At 71.5% G+C, this 17,535-nt stretch carries 18 protein-coding genes and 1 pseudogene; 9 read left to right on the forward strand and 10 right to left on the reverse strand.

Annotation, left to right across the window (positions count from 1 at the left end; translation table 11 throughout):
* Positions 1-45: 45 nt before the first annotated feature.
* From JL475_RS01240 to JL475_RS01255, 4 genes are all read right to left on the reverse strand, one after another.
* The gene (locus tag JL475_RS01240) at positions 46-996 is read right to left on the reverse strand and encodes a cytochrome c oxidase assembly protein (protein WP_109380731.1); all 951 of its coding nucleotides are present in this window, start codon (positions 994-996) and stop codon (positions 46-48) included.
* Between the two features lie 157 nt (positions 997-1,153).
* A complete protein-coding gene (locus tag JL475_RS01245; RefSeq protein ID WP_109380730.1) occupies positions 1,154-2,179 on the reverse strand; it encodes a 6-phosphofructokinase in 1,026 nt (341 codons plus the stop codon).
* 236 nt (positions 2,180-2,415) lie between these two features.
* Positions 2,416-3,144: a type 1 glutamine amidotransferase gene (locus tag JL475_RS01250; protein ID WP_202274066.1), complete on the reverse strand. Its 729-nt coding sequence runs from the start codon at positions 3,142-3,144 to the stop codon at positions 2,416-2,418.
* 43 nt (positions 3,145-3,187) lie between these two features.
* The gene (locus JL475_RS01255; RefSeq protein ID WP_202274067.1) at positions 3,188-4,426 is read right to left on the reverse strand and encodes a MurT ligase domain-containing protein; all 1,239 of its coding nucleotides are present in this window, start codon (positions 4,424-4,426) and stop codon (positions 3,188-3,190) included.
* Between the two features lie 148 nt (positions 4,427-4,574).
* On the opposite strand from JL475_RS01255, the gene def reads away from it, so the two are divergent.
* On the forward strand, positions 4,575-5,120 hold the full coding sequence (gene def, locus JL475_RS01260; protein ID WP_202274068.1) for a peptide deformylase: 546 nt from the start codon (positions 4,575-4,577) through the stop codon (positions 5,118-5,120).
* Positions 5,121-5,123: 3 nt separating this feature from the next.
* On the opposite strand, the gene JL475_RS01265 is transcribed toward def, so the two are convergent.
* Positions 5,124-5,765, reverse strand: coding sequence for a TetR family transcriptional regulator (locus tag JL475_RS01265; protein ID WP_202274069.1), 642 nt, complete (start codon positions 5,763-5,765; stop codon positions 5,124-5,126).
* Positions 5,766-5,936: 171 nt separating this feature from the next.
* Here JL475_RS01265 and JL475_RS01270 point away from each other — a divergent pair, with 171 nt between their 5' ends.
* Positions 5,937-7,169 (forward strand): acyl-CoA dehydrogenase family protein, encoded by a 1,233-nt coding sequence (locus JL475_RS01270; RefSeq protein WP_202274070.1) that lies wholly within the window; start codon positions 5,937-5,939, stop codon positions 7,167-7,169.
* Between the two features lie 196 nt (positions 7,170-7,365).
* The gene (locus JL475_RS01275; protein WP_202274598.1) at positions 7,366-8,028 is read left to right on the forward strand and encodes a transcriptional regulator; all 663 of its coding nucleotides are present in this window, start codon (positions 7,366-7,368) and stop codon (positions 8,026-8,028) included.
* A 42-nt stretch (positions 8,029-8,070) separates the two neighbouring features.
* Here JL475_RS01275 and JL475_RS01280 read toward each other — a convergent pair whose 3' ends face one another.
* The 5 genes and pseudogenes from JL475_RS01280 to JL475_RS01300 all read right to left on the reverse strand — a co-directional run.
* The gene (locus tag JL475_RS01280; protein ID WP_202274071.1) at positions 8,071-8,307 is read right to left on the reverse strand and encodes a DUF6213 family protein; all 237 of its coding nucleotides are present in this window, start codon (positions 8,305-8,307) and stop codon (positions 8,071-8,073) included.
* 25 nt (positions 8,308-8,332) lie between these two features.
* Complete coding sequence (locus JL475_RS01285) at positions 8,333-9,718, reverse strand: NADP-dependent succinic semialdehyde dehydrogenase (protein WP_202274072.1); 1,386 nt, start codon at positions 9,716-9,718, stop codon at positions 8,333-8,335.
* A 77-nt stretch (positions 9,719-9,795) separates the two neighbouring features.
* A complete protein-coding gene (locus JL475_RS01290) occupies positions 9,796-10,260 on the reverse strand; it encodes an NUDIX domain-containing protein (RefSeq protein WP_202274073.1) in 465 nt (154 codons plus the stop codon).
* A 131-nt stretch (positions 10,261-10,391) separates the two neighbouring features.
* Positions 10,392-11,618 (reverse strand): RNA-guided endonuclease TnpB family protein, encoded by a 1,227-nt coding sequence (locus JL475_RS01295; protein WP_202274074.1) that lies wholly within the window; start codon positions 11,616-11,618, stop codon positions 10,392-10,394.
* Between the two features lie 148 nt (positions 11,619-11,766).
* Positions 11,767-12,026 (reverse strand): annotated as a pseudogene (locus tag JL475_RS01300) (FAD-dependent oxidoreductase); the annotation flags it as partial.
* Positions 12,027-12,088: 62 nt separating this feature from the next.
* Between JL475_RS01300 and JL475_RS01305 the strand changes: the two are divergent.
* The 6 genes from JL475_RS01305 to JL475_RS01330 all read left to right on the forward strand — a co-directional run bounded on the left by JL475_RS01305 (position 12,089) and on the right by JL475_RS01330 (position 17,471).
* Positions 12,089-12,661 (forward strand): helix-turn-helix domain-containing protein, encoded by a 573-nt coding sequence (locus JL475_RS01305; protein WP_202274075.1) that lies wholly within the window; start codon positions 12,089-12,091, stop codon positions 12,659-12,661.
* A 94-nt stretch (positions 12,662-12,755) separates the two neighbouring features.
* Complete coding sequence (locus JL475_RS01310) at positions 12,756-13,733, forward strand: NADPH:quinone oxidoreductase family protein (RefSeq protein ID WP_202274076.1); 978 nt, start codon at positions 12,756-12,758, stop codon at positions 13,731-13,733.
* On the forward strand, positions 13,730-14,971 hold the full coding sequence (locus JL475_RS01315; protein ID WP_202274077.1) for an acyl-CoA dehydrogenase family protein: 1,242 nt from the start codon (positions 13,730-13,732) through the stop codon (positions 14,969-14,971). The genes JL475_RS01310 and JL475_RS01315 overlap by 4 nt, the downstream gene beginning before the upstream one ends.
* 47 nt (positions 14,972-15,018) lie before the next feature.
* The gene (locus JL475_RS01320) at positions 15,019-16,119 is read left to right on the forward strand and encodes an acyl-CoA dehydrogenase family protein (RefSeq protein ID WP_202274599.1); all 1,101 of its coding nucleotides are present in this window, start codon (positions 15,019-15,021) and stop codon (positions 16,117-16,119) included.
* A 190-nt stretch (positions 16,120-16,309) separates the two neighbouring features.
* Complete coding sequence (locus tag JL475_RS01325; RefSeq protein ID WP_202274078.1) at positions 16,310-17,173, forward strand: phosphatidylinositol-specific phospholipase C/glycerophosphodiester phosphodiesterase family protein; 864 nt, start codon at positions 16,310-16,312, stop codon at positions 17,171-17,173.
* Positions 17,174-17,276: 103 nt separating this feature from the next.
* Positions 17,277-17,471: a hypothetical protein gene (locus JL475_RS01330; RefSeq protein WP_109380715.1), complete on the forward strand. Its 195-nt coding sequence runs from the start codon at positions 17,277-17,279 to the stop codon at positions 17,469-17,471.
* The last annotated feature ends 64 nt before the right edge of the window (positions 17,472-17,535 follow it).

A 17,535-nucleotide genomic window follows, 5' to 3' on the forward strand; every position in this document is an offset into this window, starting at 1 on the left:
CGTTCCCGCAAGATCCGGTGGTGGGGGGAGCGGGGACCGGGGGACTCAGCTCCCGCGTGTGTGCAGGGAGGCCAGATAGGCGTTGTACGCCTGGAGCTCCTTGTCGCCGTCACGGTCCGCGGCGCGGTCGGTGCGCTTGGCGTGCCGCTTCTCCGAGGCGTACCACTGGAAGAGCAGCGCGATCAGCACCAGCACGGACGGGACCTCGCTGAACGCCCAGGCGATACCGCCGGCCGCGTTCTGGTCGGCGAGCGCGTCGATGCCGAGCGAGGCCGGCGGGTTCTGGAACGTGGTGACCATCGGGGTGGACGCCATCATCACCGCGATGCCGAAGAACGCGTGGAACGGCATTCCCGCGAACAGCTCCAGCATCCGCATCAGGTAGCCCGGCCGGTGCGGACCCGGGTCCACACCCATGATCGGCCAGAAGAAGACCAGGCCGACGGCGAGGAAGTGCACCATCATCGCGATGTGCCCCACCTGGGAGCCCATCAGGAAGTCGAACAGCGGGGTGAAGTACAGCCCGTACAGGCTCGCGATGAACATCGGGATGGTGAACACCGGGTGGGTGACGACCTGGATGTAGCGGCTGTGCAGCAGCATCAGCAGCAGCTCACGCGGCCCCTTGCGGCCGCGTCCCGCCGGCGGCAGCGCGCGCAGCGCGAGCGTGATCGGGGCGCCGAGCAGGATCAGGATGGGCGACACCATGCTGATCATCATGTGCTGCACCATGTGCACGCTGAAGATGACCATGCCGTAGTCGTTCAGCCCGGTGCACATCATGAGCATGATGCTCAGCACACCGAGGACGAACGAGACGGTCCGCCCCACCGGCCACTTGTCGCCGCGCCGCGTCAGGCGCACCACCGCCCAGCCGTACAGTGCCAGCCCCAACAGGCAGGAGACGAGGAAGAACGGCTCGGTCGACCATGCGAGCCCTCGCGCCAGCGTGAACGGCGGCAGATCCATGGTCATGCCGTGCCCGCTGTGATCCATCCGGCGGCTCCTGATTCGTGGGGGTTGTGCGCTGTCTGTCCGCACCAGAGTAGAACCGCCCCCTGCCGCGACTGCGACCGGGGGCGGTTCTGCTCACAGGCGTTGTGGGAGCCACGGGCCCAGGAGGGCACGGACACCGCGCGGGACGTCACGGGTGCTACAGGACGAACTCCGCCTCCGCGTAGCGGTCCTCGGGCACCGTCTTCAACGTCTCGACGGCCTCCGCCAGCGACACCGTCACGATGTCCGTTCCGCGCAGCGCCGTCATCATCCCGAACTCCCCGCGGTGCACGGCCTCCACGGCGTGCCAGCCGAAGCGGGTGGCGAGCACCCTGTCGTACGCGGTCGGCGTCCCGCCGCGCTGGGTGTGCCCGAGGATCACCGGACGCGCCTCCTTGCCGAGCCGCGACTCCAGTTCCACGGAGAGCTGCCGCGCGATCCCGGCGAACCGCTCATGGCCGTAGGCGTCCTTGCCGCCCTCGTCGAAGTCCATGGTCCCGGCCTTCGGCTTGGCGCCCTCCGCGGCGACCACGATGGCGAACCGCTTGCCCGCCGAGAACCGCGCGCCGACCGTCGCGGTCAGCTCCTCGATGTCGAAGGGCCGCTCGGGCACCACGATCGCGTGGGCGCCGGCCGCCATGCCGGAGTGCAGGGCGATCCAGCCGGTGTGCCGGCCCATGACCTCCACGATGAGTACCCGCTGGTGGGACTCGGCGGTCGTCTTCAGCCGGTCCAGCGCCTCGGTCGCCACCCCGACGGCCGTGTCGAAGCCGAAGGTGACGTCCGTGACGGCGATGTCGTTGTCGATGGTCTTCGGGACGCCCACTATCGGCAGGCCGTGGTCCGACAGCAGCCGGGCCGCCTTCAGCGTGCCCTCACCGCCGATCGGGATGATCGCGTCGAGGCCGAGTTCCTGGACGTGGCCCCTGGCCCGTTCCACACCGTCCCGCAGATGCTCGGGACGCACCCGGGAGGAGCCGAGGATGGTGCCGCCGCGGGCGAGGATGCCGCCCACCGCGTCGAGGTCGAGCTTGAGGTAGTCGCACTCCAGGAGGCCCTTCCAGCCGTCCCGGAAGCCGATGACCTCGTCGCCGTGGTCGACGACCGCGCGGTGCACTACGGACCGGATGACGGCGTTCAGACCGGGGCAGTCTCCGCCGGACGTGAGGACACCAATACGCATAGCCCGAAACAACCTTCTCGCCGTGGGCCGGGACCGGACCGCGTCGTCCGGCTCGATCCCCGCCACCCTAACGGCATCCGGGGGTGGGCCCGCAGCGCGCGTCCGCCTACTGGACGAGCCCGCTCACCTGTGCGGACCAGCCGTCAGACGGGCCTGTGGCGCCCCTGTGGACACCCGGCCCGCGCCCCAGTGTCCACGGGCTCGCGGACACCGGGGCGGACGTCGTGGCGCGGGTCCTACGCGGGCTGCTGCGAGGCCGCGATGCGCTCGTTGCGCAGCGCCTCGTACCAGTGGTCGTCGGTCGGCGGCAGCGCGTTGACGTCGAGCGCCAGCTTCAGCAGCAGGTCCGCGATCTGCGGGTTGCGGGCCAGCACCGGACCGTGCATGTACGTGCCGAACACGGTGTCGTTGTAGGCGCCCTCGGTACCGTCCCCCGTGCCGTTGCCGTTGCCGAAGCGCACCCGGGCGAGCGGGCGGGCCGTCGGGCCGAGGTGGGTGACGCCCTGGTGGTTCTCGAAGCCGGTCAGCGGCGGCAGGCCGAGCGGCGCGTCGATGTCCCCCAGCACGTCGCCGACGCACCGGGCGCCCTCGCCGCGCACCGAGACGACGTCGAGCAGGCCGAGACCGGGCTCCCGCTGGCCGAGGTCGTTGATGAACTCGTGGCCGAGGATCTGGTAGCCGGCGCACACCGAGAACACGATGGCGCCGTTCTCCACCGCCCGGTGCAGTCCGCCGTCCCGGCGCAGCCGCTCGGCCGCGAGCCGCTGGGGGCGGTCCTCACCGCCGCCGATCAGATAGATGTCGCCGGAGGTCGGGATCGGCTGGTCGCTGCGCACGTCGAGCCGGGCCACGTCGAGGCCGCGCTGCCGGGCCCGGCGCTCCACGACGAGCACGTTGCCCTGGTCGCCGTAGGTGCTGAGCAGGTCGGGGTAGATCCACACGATCCGCAGACCGTTGTCGCTCATGAAGTCACTGTCCTTGTGAGTACGTCGCGATACGTCGCCCGCGTCAGTTGCCGACGCGGCGGCGCAGGTCCTGGAACGCGGTGTAGTTGGCGATGACCTCGATCCGGCCCGGCGGGCACTGCTGCAGTGCCTGGTCGAGGTCGTCGCAGACCTGGAACTGCTGGTTCGCGACCTCGAGCCGCACCGCGAGGTCCAGCTTCCGGTCGCCGAGGACGACGATCGGGTGGCCGGTCAGCCGGGTGTAGTCGACGTCCCACAGCCAGGAGGTGTCGGTGCCGTCGGCGGAGCGGGCGTTCACCGAGAGGATCACCGGGGTGGGCGGCGGGTCGATCAGGGAGAACGTCTCCAGCCAGCCCGCGGGGTTCTTGGCGAGCAGCAGCCGCAGGTCACGGCCCTGGTACTGGACGACGTCGTAGCGGCCGGCCACGGCCTGCACCTGGTACATGCGCTCCAGGGCGACCTGCGGCGGCACCCCGAACACGGCGGCGACGGCCGCGGAGCTCGCGGCGTTGGCCTTGTTGGCGCGGCCCGGCAGCTGGAGGTGGATCGGCCAGGCCGAACCGTGCGGATCGAGGACGTGGTCGCCGGAGAGCGCCCAGGACGGGGTGGGCCGGCGGAAACCGCACTCGCCGCAGAACCAGTCGTCGCCGGGGCGCTGCATCACACCGCCGCAGGACGGGCACGACCAGGCGTCGTCCTTCCACATCTGGCCCGCGGCGACCCAGATCACATTGGGGGAGGAGGAGGCGGCCCACACCACCAGCGGGTCGTCGCAGTTGGCGACGAGGACCGCCTTGGAACCGGCCAGGCCCTCGCGCCAGTTCTCCGCGAGCATACGGGTCTCGCCGGCCCGGTCGAGCTGGTCGCGGGAGAGGTTGAGCAGGGCGATGCACTTGGGGTCGGTGTCCCGGGCGACGCCGGCGAGGTACTTCTCGTCGACCTCGATGACACCGAACTTCGACTCCGAGCCGCCCGCGAGCGCCGAGGTGATGCCGGCGGGCATGTTGGCGCCGAGGGCGTTGGACACGACCGGTCCCGCGGCGCGCAGTGCCTCCGCGATGAGCCTGGTGGTGGTGGTCTTGCCGTTGGTCGCGGAGACCAGGACGCAGTCCAGGTTCTGTGCGAGCCGGGCGAGGAGATCGGGGTCGAGTTTGAGCGCCACCCGGCCGCCGATCACCGAACCACTGCCGCGTCCCGCGGCGCGTGACGCCGCTGCGACCGCCTTGCCCGCGGTCACGGCCAGCTTGGCCCGCGGCGAGAGCGGGTCCGAGTTGCCTGCCATCAGTTCTCGATCCTCCTTGCGTACGCGCCGCGCCTGTGGCTGGCGGCCACGTGGTGTGGGCCTCAGCCTATCGAGGTCCATTCGCACTCCAGAACCATGGCACCACCGATGAGACGGGCGTTGTTGAGAGGACCGTACTCTGAGCGCCATGCGACACGGTTCCATCCCGGGCGTCCACGGACGCGTCCGGCCCCTCACCCTGCTCGGCGACCCGGTGCTGCACGCACCCTGCGCGGAGGTCACCGACTTCGGTCCGGAACTGGCCCGCCTCGTGGAGGACTTGTTCGCGACGATGTACGCCGCGCAGGGGGTGGGCCTGGCCGCCAACCAGATCGGTGTGCCGCTGCGGGTGTTCGTGTACGACTGCCCGGACGACGAGGACGTCCGTCACCTGGGCCATGTGGTCAACCCGCGGCTGGTCGAGACGGACGGTGTGGTGGTGCGCGGCCCGGAGGGCTGTCTGTCCCTGCCCGGCCTGGAGGCGGGGACGGAACGTCACGACCACGCGGTCGTCGAGGGCCGCACGGTGACCGGGGAACCGGTCACCGTGCACGGCACCGGGTTCTTCGCCCGGTGCCTGCAGCACGAGTGCGACCACCTGGAGGGCCGCGTCTACGCCGACCGGCTGACGGGCTGGCGCCGGCGCAGGCTCACCCGCCAGGTACGGCGGGCCTCCTGGGCCGGGCGCGGCTGAGGGTCAGAAGCCGGGACCGCCGACCCGGTCGTCGGCCGCTGCCAGCCGGCCCCACAGCAGATCGGCCAGGCTGCGCACCAATTCGGCCCGGGAGCAGGGGCGTTCGCCGAGCCACCAGTCGCCGGCCGCGTGCATCATGCCGACGATCCCGTGCCCCCAGACGCGGGCCAGCTGCCGGCTGCCCGGTCCGAGGTCCAGCCGCTCCTCGATGACCTGGGCCAGTTCCTCGCCCATGCGCCGCAGCAACGGTGCCGAGTGCTTGCCGACGTCGAAACCCTGGTCGCCCGGTGAGCCCTCGGCCGGGTGCATCAGGAACCGGTACACCTGAGGGCGCAGCTCGATGGCCGCGAGGTAGGTGTCGAGGGTGTTCTCGACCCGCTCGCGCCGGTCCGCCGGGGCGTCCAGTGCCTCCCGCAGGGAGGCCAGGAGGGCGTCGGTGTGCCGCTGGGCCAGGGCGGCGTACAGTCCTCCCTTGTCACCGAAGTGCCGGTAGAGGATCGGCTTGGTGATGCCGGCCTCGGCCGCGATCGCGTTCATGGAGGCATGAGGGCCCTCGCGGAGCACCACCCGGTCGGCGGCCTCCAGCAACTCGCGCCGGCGGCGGTCGGCGGACCGTTGCTGATCGGTCCGCTGCGTGGTGTCCATGATCTCTCCCCACCCGTGCTGATTCGGTGACGCCTGCGCAAACTAACACTGACGGCGTGCCGGGCATCGGACGGGATCCGAGGGGTCCGGAGGAGTTGACTTTCCTACCGGTCGGTAACAGACTGCGGGTTACCGTAAGTAACATGCGCGTGCGCCGCCGCTGGAGGGGACATGGCCGAGTTCACCATGGAACTCAACGAGGAACAGAAGGAAGTCCGTGACTGGCTCCACGGCTTCGCAGCCTATGTGATCCGCCCCGCGGCCGCCGAGTGGGACGAGCGCGAGGAGACACCCTGGCCGGTGATCCAGGAAGCCGCCAAGGTCGGCATCTACTCCCTCGACTTCTACGCCCAGCAGTACTTCGACCCCACCGGCCTCGGCATCCCCACCGCCATGGAGGAACTGTTCTGGGGCGACGCCGGCATCGCCCTGTCGATCGTCGGCACCGGTCTCGCCGCCGTCGGCGTCCTCGCCAACGGCACCGAGGAGCAGATCGGCACCTGGATCCCGCAGATGTACGGCGACGCCGACGACGTCAAGCTCGGCGCCTTCTGCTCCTCCGAGCCCGACGCCGGCTCCGACGTGGCCTCCATGCGCACCCGCGCGGTGTACGACGAGGCCAAGGACGAGTGGGTGATCAACGGCACCAAGACCTGGGCGACCAACGGCGGCATCGCCAACGTGCACGTCGTCGTCGCGGTCGTCGACCCGGAACTCGGCTCCAAGGGGCACGCCTCCTTCATCATCCCGCCGGACACCCCCGGCTGCTCCCAGGGGCAGAAGTTCCAGAAGCACGGCATCCGCGCCTCGCACACCGCCGAGGTGATCCTGGACGACGTGCGCGTCCCCGGTTCCTGCCTGCTCGGCGGCAAGGAGAAGCTCGACGAGCGCCTCGCCCGTGCCCGGGAGCGTGCCGGGCAGGGACAGGGAGGGGAGAGGGTGAAGAACGCCGCGATGGCCACCTTCGAGGCGTCCCGCCCGGCGGTCGGAGCCATGGCGGTGGGCACCGCCCGCGCCGCCTACGAGGTCGCCCTGGAGTACGCGCAGACCCGCGAGCAGTTCGGCCGCCCGATCATCGACAACCAGGGCGTCGCCTTCCAGTTGGCCGACATGCGCACCCGGATCGACGCCGCCCGCCTCCTGGTGTGGCGCGCCTCCTGGATGGCGGTCAACGGCAAGCAGTTCACGGCGGCCGAGGGGTCGATGTCGAAGCTGTACGCCAGTGAGACGGCCAAGAAGGTCACGGCCCAGGCGATACAGATCCTCGGCGGCAACGGCTACACGCGCGAGTATCCGGTGGAGCGGATGCACCGGGACGCCGCGATCTACACCATTTTCGAGGGCACGAGCGAGATCCAGCGCCTGGTCATCGCCCGCACCCTGTCGGGCATGCCCATCCGCTGAGTCCCGGCCATGAGGAAGCCATGAGGAAGCCGGACGCCGGCCCGGCGGTGTGACGCACGCCGTCGGGCCGCCGTACGGCGGGGCCGTCACCCCGCCGGGGCACGCCGGGTTCCGCGGCCCCGGTTCCTGGGGGAAGATCGTGGGGGAACCGGCCGCGCGACCGACCGACCGGCCGACCGACGCGACGGAGGCCGCGATGACGCGCACGGCCGGGGAACTGCTGGAGACGATCACGCGGGAACTGGCCCCGGACCCGCGGTCCAACCCTCTCGTGCCGCTGATCGCCCGTGGTGAGGCCGACCGGGACACCCTGGCCGCGCTCGCCCTCGAGCAGCACCGGGTGATTCCCGCGGACCGCCGGGCGTTCCGGCATCTGGCGGACCGGTCCGCGGATCAGCCGCGGGCCGCCGCGTACTTCACCGCCCTCGCCGAGGGCGAAGCGCTGGCGGCACGGCGGCTGGACGCCTTCGCCGCGGCGTGCGGCGTGGGCGGCGACCGGGCAGGGACGTACGACCCCCTGCCGGGCTGCCAGGCGTATCCCGCCTACATCGCCTGGCTGGCCCTCAACGCCGCGCCCGCCGACGCCGTACTCGCGGTGACCGCCAACTTCTCGGCGTGGGGAGGTTACTGTGCCACCATCGCCGAGGCGCTGCGCACCCACTACGGTTTCACCGACGAGGCCTGCGCGTTCTTCGACTTCTTCGCCGAACCGGCCCCGGACCTGGACCGGACGGCCACGGAAGCGGTCCAGGCCGCCCTGGACGCGGGCCGCCTCGACGAGAACCGTGCCCGGGGGTACGGTCACCTGCTGCAGAGCTACGAGGCGTTGTTCTGGAGGACGCTGCTGCGGCCCGTCTGACCCCGCCTGACGGGGATCGACGGCCTCACGCCGCCGTACCGTTCAGGGCGCGCTCCCGCTGCTGTGGGCGATGCAGGCCACGTCGATCCGGTCGGCCAGCTTCGCCAGCTCGATCGTGAGCGCGGCCACCGTGTCCTCGTCGAGCCGGTCCTCCCCGGTCTCCACGAGCCGCAGCCACCGCCCGCCCACCGTGCGCAGCAATTTGCTCACGTCCGCCGCGGAGACCTGCAGGGTACCGCGGTCGTCGACGATCAGAGGCAGAGTCACTTCGCGGTTCACAGTCGGGATCGTAGTCGTGGGAACGTCACGCACCGTGCCAAACCGTGGTGATGTTGCAGAACTCGCGGATTCCGTGCCCGGACAGCTCACGCCCGTACCCGGACCGCTTGACCCCGCCGAACGGGAACGCCGGATGGGACGCCGTCATCCCGTTCACGAAGACGCTGCCCGCCTCCAGATCCCGGACGAACCGGTCGACCTCGGCCTCGTCACGCGTCCAGACGTTCGAACTCAGGCCGAACAGCGAGTCATTGGCGATCAGTACCGCCTCGTCCAGGTCCGCCGCCCGGTACAGCGTGGCGACCGGGCCGAAGGCCTCCTCCCGGTGGACGCGCATCTCCCGGGTGATCCCGGTCAGAACGGTCGGCGGGTAGTACCAGCCGGGCCCGTCGGGCCGCTCACCGCCGCACAGCACGCCCGCCCCGGAGCGTACGGCGTCGTCGACCAGTTCCTCCAGGTCGGCGCGGCCCTGCTCGCTGGAGAGGGGGCCGACATCCGTCTCCTCGTCCATCGGATCGCCGGTCCGCAGGGCCCGCATGCCCGCGGTGAAGCGCTCGGCGAAGGCGTCGTAGACGTCCGTGTGCACGATGAAGCGTTTGGCGGCGATGCAGGACTGCCCGGTGTTCTGCACCCGCGCGGTGACCGCGACCTCGGCGGCCCGGTCCAGGTCCGCGGAGGGCATGACGACGAACGGGTCGCTGCCGCCCAGTTCCAGCACCGTCTTCTTGACCATCTCCCCGGCGGTGGAGGCGACCGCCCGCCCCGCGGGTTCGCTGCCCGTGAGGGTGGCCGCCTTGACCCGCTCGTCCCGCAGGATCTCGTCGACCGCGGCGGAACCGACGAGCAGCGTCTGGAAGCAGCCCTCGGTGAAGCCCGCCCGGTGGAACAGGTCCTCCAGGTACAGAGCCGTCTGCGGCACGTTCGAGGCGTGCTTGAGCAGGCCCACGTTGCCGGCCATCAGCGTGGGCGCCGCGAACCGCACGACCTGCCACAGCGGGAAGTTCCACGGCATCACGGCGAGCACCGGGCCGAGCGGCCGGTAGCGCACCAGGACCCGGGAGGCGCCGGAGTCCTTCACGTCGGAGGCGTCGGGTTCCTCGTCGGCGAGGAGTTCCGCCGCGTGATCGGCGTACCAGCGCATCGCCTTGGCGCACTTGGCGGCCTCGGCACGGGCCTGCTTGACCGGCTTGCCCATCTCGGTGGTCATCACCCGGGCGATGTTCTGCCGGTCCTCGTCGAGGAGGTCGGCGGCCCGGTGCACCAGGCGGGCACGCTCCTCGAAGGACGTCGTCCGATACGTACGGAACGTGGCCTCCGCGAGCTGGAGCCGGCGCTCGATCTCCTCCTCACCCATGGCCTGGTACGTCTTGAGCGTCTCGCCGTTCGCCGGATTCACCGTTGCGATGGGCATGGCGGGCCTCCCTCGGGACGGGCTGTGCTTCTCGACCTTCCCGCGCCGCGGTGGGCGTCGCAACGCGGAAGGGCTCCTCAGGGCGAGTGCTCCGCCAGGCGGTCGAGAAACGCCGTCTGTGCCGTGACGACCAACTCCCGGGCCCGGTCCAGGGCGAACCACTCCACCCGGTCCAGCTCGGGGAACTCCTGGATCCGCCCCGACCTCGGCGGCCACTCCCTCTCGAACGTGCCGGGCACGGCCGCCGCCGGGTCGAGGTCGGCCTCGACCGCCCAGACCGTGACGGTCTTGCCGCCGGACTGCCGGACCTCACCGAGCGGTACGGCCTCCCCGTCCGGAGGCGGCAGCCCCAGCTCCTCCTGGAACTCGCGGCGGGCCGCGTCCCAGGCCGGCTCGCCGGGGTCGTACTCGCCCTTCGGCACGGTCCAGGCGCCGGCCTCCCGGCGGGCGAAGAACGGGCCGCCCATGTGACCGAGCAACACTTCGAGCCCGTGACCGGTGTGCCGGAACACCAGCAGACCGGCACTCCGGGCGCCCTTCACGGCCGTACCTCGGGGTGTGCGGCGAGCAGCGTCTCCACCGTGTCCGCCTCCTGAGGGCGCTTGTCCTCGCGTTGACTTGCTCCTCGGGCTGGAGCCCGGGGATTCTGGCCTTCCGACCGAGTGCTGTGCCGCTAGGCGGCGCGGGTTGCGGGTCGGATTCCGTGGCTTCCTGCTTCGTCGCGCGGTGCCGGACCGGGGTCCGGTCTTACCTGCGCTCCACAGGCTGTCACCGCCAGTCCGGCGGCCTTGACGTTCTTCGCGGCGTTGTGGTCCCGGTCGTGAACCGTGCCGCAGCCGGTGCAGGTCCATTCCCGCACGGTGAGGGGTTTGGGCCCGTCCCGGTGGCCGCAGGCGGAGCACACCTGGCTGGTGGGCTCGAACCGGTCGACCTTCGCGAGGGCCCGCCCGTATCTCTGGGCCTTGTAGGCGAGCATGTGCACGAACCGGGACCAGCCCGCGTCATGGATGCTCCTGGCCAGCCGGGCGCGCGCCAGTCCGCTCACCGCCAGGTCCTCCACCGCGACCGCTTGGTTCTCACGGATCAGCTTCGTGGAGAGCTGGTGGTGGAACTCGCGGCGAGCGTCGACCACCTTCGCGTGCGCGCGGGCGACCTTTTGGCGGGCCTTCTCCCGGTTGCTGGATCCCTTCTGCTTGCGGGACAGCTCCCGCTGGGCCTTCTTGAGTTTCTTCTCCGCGCGGCGCAGAAACCGCGGGGAGTCGATCTTCGTGCCGTCGGACAGAACCGCGAAGTGCGCCAGGCCGAGGTCGATGCCGACGGCACTGTCGGGGGCCGGCTCGCCGAGACGGGTCCGGTCCTGTTCCGGATCGGTGTCGATGACGAAGGAGGCGAAGTACCGCCCGGCCGCGTCCTTGACCACGGTCACACTGGACGGGATGGCGGGCAGGGCCCGCGACCAGCGCACCCGCACCTCGCCGATCTTCGGCAGGTTCAGCCGGCCAGCGGGGGTGATCTTCCAGCGGGCGTTCGCGGTGAACCGGACCGCCTGCCTCGCGTCCCGGCGCGACCTGAAGCGCGGCGCGCCCAGCCCCGGGCCCTTGCGCTTTCCTGTGCGGGAGGCGAAGAAGTTGCGGTAGGCGGCCTCCACGTCCCGCAGTGCCTGCTGCAGCACCACCGCGGAGACCTCGCCCAGCCAGGACCGCTCCCGGGTCTTCTTCGCCTCGGTGATCAGCGTCCGCGACAAGACCGCCGCGGTGGGAAACGGCCGACCGGCCGCCCTCGCTTGTTCCCGGGCGGCGATCGCGTCGTTGTACACCACCCGCGCGCAGCCGAACGCCCGGGCCAGCGCACTGCGCTGGCCCGGTGTCGGGTCGAGCCGGAAGGCGTACCGAAGCTGCATAATCCGGACGCTAACACCCGCCATCGGCAGTCCGGGGCGGATCGGCTGAATCCGGCTCCGCCGGAACGATCCCGCGACACTCCGCGGCGCACCCACCGGACTGGCTTCACCACCGGGGTGAACCCCGATGCGCTGCGAATAAACCCCGGTGGCGAGCGACCTCCTCCCGGTTGACGGCTAGGAAGCGGCTGGCGACATCCCGTCCCGGGACAGATAGCCCTGCATGTGGGCCGAGGGCGCGTTGCGCGGCTCACCCGCGTCGACGACCAGTGTCCGCAGACGTGCCCGGCCCAGTACCAGCGCGGCGGACAGTCCCGCCGCACCGCCGCCCACGACGACCACGTCGTGGTGCGCGAGGTTCTTGTGGTCCTCGTCCTTGTGCGTCTCGTCCATCGTGACCACCTCCACGACGACGGTCGCCCAGTCGCTGCCGGATTGACAAATGTCTTTGCCGATCCTGCAATACCGGTATGACCACGGATGACGTTCTCGCGGATGTGGGCCCCCGGCTGCGGCGGATCAGGAAGGAGCGGGAGGTGACGCTCGCCGCGCTGTCCGAGGCGACCGGCATCTCCGTGAGCACCCTCTCGAGGCTGGAGTCCGGACTGCGCAAACCCAGCCTGGAGCTGCTGCTGCCGATCGCCCAGGCTCATCAGGTGCCGCTGGACGAACTGGTCGGCGCGCCGCCGGTCGGTGATCCGCGCGTCCGCTCCAAGCCGATCCGGCGCGACGGCCGCACCCACTGGCCGCTCACCCGCCGGCCCGGCGGGCTCCAGGCGTACAAGGTGCTCGAACCGCAGCGCAGGCTCGAGCCGGAACCCCGCACCCACGAGGGTTACGAGTGGCTGTACGTGCTGTCCGGCAGGCTGCGGATGGTGCTCGGCGAGCACGACGTGGTGCTGACGGAGGGGGAGGCGGCGGAGTTCGACACGCGCGTGCCGCACTGGTTCGGGTCGACGGGGGAGGGGCCGGTGGAGTTCCTCAGCCTGTTCGGACCGCAGGGGGAGCGGATGCACGTACGGGCACGTCCCGGGCGACCGTGACGTACGCGACGGTTCCCTGCGGGCAAGCGACCGCTTAGTATGCGAGGAACCCGGTCAGGCGAACACGACGTTCACAGTCCCGTGGAGGCTCCGCATGCAGGCATGGCAAGTGCACGAGATCGGCGAGCCGGGCGAGGTCATGCGCCTCGCGGACGTGGCGCGGCCGACGCCCGGCGACGGTCAGGTCCTGCTGAGGGTGCGCGCCGCGAACATCAACTTCCCGGACGCGCTGATGTGCCAGGGCCAGTACCAGGTCAGGCCGCCGCTGCCGTTCACCCCGGGCCTGGAGATCTGCGGTGAGACCGAGGACGGACGCCGGGTGATCGCCAACCCCGCGTTGCCGTACGGCGGGTTCGCCGAGTACGCCGTCGCGGACGCCGCCGCGCTGCGGGACGCCCCGGACGCGCTGGACGACGCCGAGGCCGCCGCCCTGCACATCGGCTACCAGACCGGCTGGTTCGGGCTGCACCGCAGGGCCGGTCTGGAGGCCGGTGAGACCCTGCTCGTGCACGCCGCGGCGGGCGGTGTCGGGAGCGCGGCCGTGCAACTGGGCAAGGCCGCGGGCGCCACCGTCATCGGCGTGGTCGGCGGCGCCGCGAAGGCGGCCGTCGCCCGTGAACTGGGCTGTGACGTGGTGATCGACCGGCGTGAGCAGGACGTCATCGCCGCGGTGAAGGACGCCACCGGAGGCAGGGGCGCCGACGTGATCTACGACCCGGTCGGCGGTCAGGCCTACGCCCAGTCCGCCAAGGTCGTCGCCTTCGAGGGCCGCATCGTGATCGTGGGCTTCGCCGGCGGCACGATCCCCAGCCCGGCGCTGAACCACGCCCTGGTGAAGAACTACTCGATCCTCGGCCTGCACTGGGGCCTGTACAACACCAGGAACCCCAAGCTGGTCCAGGACTGCCACGAACAGCTCACCGAGCTGGCCGCGCGAGGCGCCGTCAAGCCACTGGTGAGCGAGCGCGTGCCGCTCGCCGGCGCCGCCGACGCCGTGCAGCGGGTCGCGGACGGCGTCACCACCGGACGCGTCGCCGTGCTGCCCGTACCGCGGAACGGAGCCGCGGCATGACCGACGCCACCGAACTGAGGCACCGCACCAGGGAGTTGCTGGCGGCGCAGCCGCCCACCCGTCTCCCGCCACCACCCTCGACCGAGGGCCCTGCGGGCCCGTCCCCCTCGTCTGCCGACACCGACCGCCTCGACTTCCTGCGCGCCCGTTTCGACGCGGGCCTCGCCTGGGTGCACTACCCCGAGGGGCTCGGCGGACTCGGTGCCCCGCGTTCCCTCCAGGCCGTGGTGGACGCCGAGCTGGAGGCCGCCGGGGCACCCGACAACGACCCGCGGCGCATCGGTATCGGCCTGGGCATGGCGGCGCCGACGATCCTGCAGTACGGCACGGAGGAGCAGAAGCGGCGCTTCCTCCGTCCGCTGTGGACCGGCGAGGAGGTCTGGTGCCAGCTGTTCAGCGAGCCGGGCGCCGGATCCGACCTGGCCGCCCTCGGCACCCGGGCGGTCCGCACGGACGAGGGTGACTGGGTGGTCGACGGGCAGAAGGTGTGGACCTCCAGCGCGCATCTCGCCCGCTGGGCCATCCTCATCGCCCGCACCGACCCCGAGGCGCCCAAGCACCGGGGCATCACCTACTTCGTCTGCGACATGACCGACCCCGGTGTCGAGGTGCGGCCGCTGCGCCAGATCACCGGCGAGGCCGAGTTCAACGAGGTCTTCCTCACCGGCGTCCGCATCCCCGACTCCCACCGCCTCGGCGAGGTCGGCGACGGCTGGCGGGTCGCGCGGACCACGCTCAACAACGAACGCGTCGCCATCGGCGGCACGCGGCTGCCCCGCGAGGGCGGCATGATCGGCCCGGTCGCGAGGACCTGGCGCGAGCACCCCGAACTGCGCACCCACGACCTGCATCAGCGCCTGCTGGGGCTCTGGGTGGAGGCCGAGGTCGCCCGGCTCACCGGCGAACGCCTCCGTCAGCGGCTCGCGGCCGGCCAGCCCGGTCCCGAAGGCGCCGGGATGAAGCTGGGCTTCGCCCGTCTCAACCAGCAGATCAGCGGCCTGGAGGTGGAACTCCTCGGCGCGGACGGCCTGTTGTACGACGACTGGACCATGCGCCGCCCCGAACTGGTCGACTTCACCGGCCGCGGGGCCGGCTACCGCTATCTCCGCTCCAAGGGCAACAGCATCGAGGGCGGGACGAGCGAGGTCCTGCTGAACATCGTCGCCGAACGCGTCCTGGGGCTGCCGTCCGAGCCGCGTACCGACAAGGACGTCGCGTGGAAGGACCTGATCCGGTGAACACGACGAACACGACGAACACGACGAGCGCGACGAGCACGGCGCCCCTGGGGAACCCGCAGCCCGACCTGCTCTACTCGGAGGAGGAAGAGGCGCTGCGCGCCGCCGTCCGGGACCTGCTCACCGACCACTGCGACGCGGCCGGGGTGATCTCCCGCGCCGAGTCGGGCACCCCGCACGACCTGGCACTGTGGAAGTCGCTCGCCGACGGCATGGGCCTGGCCGGTCTGCTGGTGCCCGAGGACCGCGGCGGCCAGGGCGCCACACACCGGGAGGCCGCCGTCGTACTGGAGGAGCTGGGACGGGCCGTCGCCCCCGTGCCCTACCTGACCAGCGCCGTCGTGGCCACCGAGGCGCTGCTGGCCTGCACGGACGGGGGCGCGGACGGGGAGGGCGTGCTGGCCTCCCTGGCGTCCGCGCGCCGGATCGGCGTCCTCGCCGTCGGGCTGCACACCGCGCCCGGCGCGGCCTTCGCCACCGCACGCGCGGTGGACGGCGTGCTGCACGGCGAGTTGACCGGCATCGCCGACGCCGCCGCGGCCGACGTGCTGCTCGTACCGGCGGACGACGGCGGGCTGTACGCCGTCGAGGCAGCCGAGGTCACCGTCACCGGTCAGACGTCCCTGGACCTCACCCGCCCCGTCGCCACGGTCGTCCTCGACGGCGCCCGGGGACGCAGGCTGGGCGACGCCGAACCTGCCGTGCGACGGGCCCTGCGAGCCGGCGCCGGACTGCTGGCCTCGGAACAACTCGGTGTCGCCGAGTGGGCGTTGACGGAGACCGTCCGCTATCTGAAGGACCGCAGGCAGTTCAACCGGCCCGTCGGCGGCTTCCAGGCGCTCAAGCACCGGCTCGCCCAGCTGTGGCTGGAGGTCGTCAACCTCCGTGCGGCGGCCCGCAACGCCGCTGCCGCCCTGTCCGCCGACCAGGACACCGAGGTGGCTGTCGCCGTCGCGCAGGCCTACGCGGGACAGGTCGCCGTCCACGCCGCCGAGGAGGCACTGCAACTGCACGCCGGCATCGGTATGACCTGGGAGCATCCGGTCCACCTGTACCTGAAGCGGGCCAAGGCCGACTCCATCGCCTACGGCACGGCGGGCGCCCATCGTGAGGCACTGGCCGAACTGGTCGACCTCCGGGCGCCCTGAGGCGACATCACAAGTCCGGTCCTGGCCGAAGGAGCCCGCCCCGCACGGGGCGGGCTCCTTCGCGTGCTCGGTCCCGGTGAGGTGAACGCGCGACGGCGGATCGGCCAACTCCCCGCACGGCACTGCTCTTCGGGTGAGTGCCGACCCCATACTCCAGTGGTCCCGTACGGCACTTCCAGGGAGGCAGAGCATGGCCCTCACCACCCGTCGCAGAGCCCTCACCACCCTCGGCGCCGCCTTCGCGGGCTCGGTGGCCCTGCCCGCCGCCGAGGCGTCGGCCGGTGAACAGAGGCACCACCCGCGTCCGTTGTGGCGCGCCCACGCCCACAACGACTACGAGCACCCGCGTCCCCTCCTCGACGCACTCGACCACCGGTTCGGCAGCGTCGAGGCCGACATCTTCCTCGTGGGCGACCGACTCCTCGTCGCCCACGACCCCGAGGACCTCGACCCGTCCCGCACTCTCGAATCCCTCTACCTCGACCCGCTCACCGCCCGCGTGCGGGCCCATCGCGGCTCGGTGTACCGGGGACACCGGGGACCGTTCCAACTCCTCGTCGACATCAAGACCGAGGGAGCGTCCACCTACCTCGAACTCGACCGCCGCCTGCGCCGGTACCGGCATCTGTTCACCACCTGCGCCGACGGCCGAGTGCTGCCCGGTCCGGTCACCGCCGTCGTCTCCGGGGACCGCGCGGCCCGCGCGCCCATGGAGGCCCAGCGGGTGCGGCGCGCCTTCTACGACGGCCGGCTGACCGACCTCGGCGGGCCGGCCCGGTCCTCTCTCATCCCGCTGATCAGCGACAACTGGACGCTCCACTTCACCTGGCGGGGTGTCGGCGCGTTCCCCGCCGCCGAGCGCCAAAAACTGCGGGACATCGTGCGCACCGCGCACGCGCGCGGCCGGCGGGTGCGCTTCTGGGCCACCCCGGACCAGCCGGGCCCCGCCCGGGACGCCCTGTGGGGCGAACTGGCCGCCGCCGGCGTCGACCACCTCAACACCGACGACCTCGCGGGACTGGAATCCTTCCTCGACGCGTACCGCCCGCGGTAGACACCACACGTTCGGAGGACAGGTCAGCCGCCCGGACGAACCCTCCGCTACGCCACACTTACGGCCGAACGCCGCGAAGCGGACGTGGCGGAGGAGGTTGACGATGGCCGTTTCCATCTCTGTGGTGCTGCTGCTCGCGGTCCTGGCGGTGATCTTCCTGCGCAACGGCGGACTGAAGCTCTCCCACGCTCTGGTCTGTCTGCTGCTCGGGTTCTATCTGGCCAGTACGAGCATCGCCCCCACCATCCACAGCGGGCTGACCGCGACGGCGGACATCGTCAGCGGCCTGCGGCCGTAAGGCCCGGGCTCACCGGGTGACTCGGTGTTTTCGGTGTTCGCAGTGTTCGTGGTGTTCCAGGCGT

Origin of the sequence: Streptomyces sp. M2CJ-2, from assembly GCF_016757295.1 — a bacterium.
Classification (GTDB): domain Bacteria; phylum Actinomycetota; class Actinomycetes; order Streptomycetales; family Streptomycetaceae; genus Streptomyces.

Excerpts from the sequence above, each read along its gene's own strand:
- JL475_RS01315 (WP_202274077.1), top strand. The coding sequence starts at position 13,730 with ATGACCGACGCCACCGAACTGAGGCACCGCACCAGGGAGTTGCTGGCG.
- JL475_RS01310 (WP_202274076.1), top strand. The coding sequence starts at position 12,756 with ATGCAGGCATGGCAAGTGCACGAGATCGGCGAGCCGGGCGAGGTCATG.
- JL475_RS01330 (WP_109380715.1), top strand. The coding sequence starts at position 17,277 with ATGGCCGTTTCCATCTCTGTGGTGCTGCTGCTCGCGGTCCTGGCGGTG.
- JL475_RS01325 (WP_202274078.1), top strand. The coding sequence starts at position 16,310 with ATGGCCCTCACCACCCGTCGCAGAGCCCTCACCACCCTCGGCGCCGCC.
- JL475_RS01245 (WP_109380730.1), bottom strand. The coding sequence starts at position 2,179 with ATGCGTATTGGTGTCCTCACGTCCGGCGGAGACTGCCCCGGTCTGAAC.
- JL475_RS01265 (WP_202274069.1), bottom strand. The coding sequence starts at position 5,765 with ATGGACACCACGCAGCGGACCGATCAGCAACGGTCCGCCGACCGCCGC.
- JL475_RS01285 (WP_202274072.1), bottom strand. The coding sequence starts at position 9,718 with ATGCCCATCGCAACGGTGAATCCGGCGAACGGCGAGACGCTCAAGACG.
- JL475_RS01295 (WP_202274074.1), bottom strand. The coding sequence starts at position 11,618 with ATGCAGCTTCGGTACGCCTTCCGGCTCGACCCGACACCGGGCCAGCGC.
- JL475_RS01240 (WP_109380731.1), bottom strand. The coding sequence starts at position 996 with ATGGATCACAGCGGGCACGGCATGACCATGGATCTGCCGCCGTTCACG.
- JL475_RS01275 (WP_202274598.1), top strand. The coding sequence starts at position 7,366 with ATGACGCGCACGGCCGGGGAACTGCTGGAGACGATCACGCGGGAACTG.
- JL475_RS01270 (WP_202274070.1), top strand. The coding sequence starts at position 5,937 with ATGGCCGAGTTCACCATGGAACTCAACGAGGAACAGAAGGAAGTCCGT.
- JL475_RS01250 (WP_202274066.1), bottom strand. The coding sequence starts at position 3,144 with ATGAGCGACAACGGTCTGCGGATCGTGTGGATCTACCCCGACCTGCTC.
- def (WP_202274068.1), top strand. The coding sequence starts at position 4,575 with ATGCGACACGGTTCCATCCCGGGCGTCCACGGACGCGTCCGGCCCCTC.
- JL475_RS01255 (WP_202274067.1), bottom strand. The coding sequence starts at position 4,426 with ATGGCAGGCAACTCGGACCCGCTCTCGCCGCGGGCCAAGCTGGCCGTG.
- JL475_RS01305 (WP_202274075.1), top strand. The coding sequence starts at position 12,089 with ATGACCACGGATGACGTTCTCGCGGATGTGGGCCCCCGGCTGCGGCGG.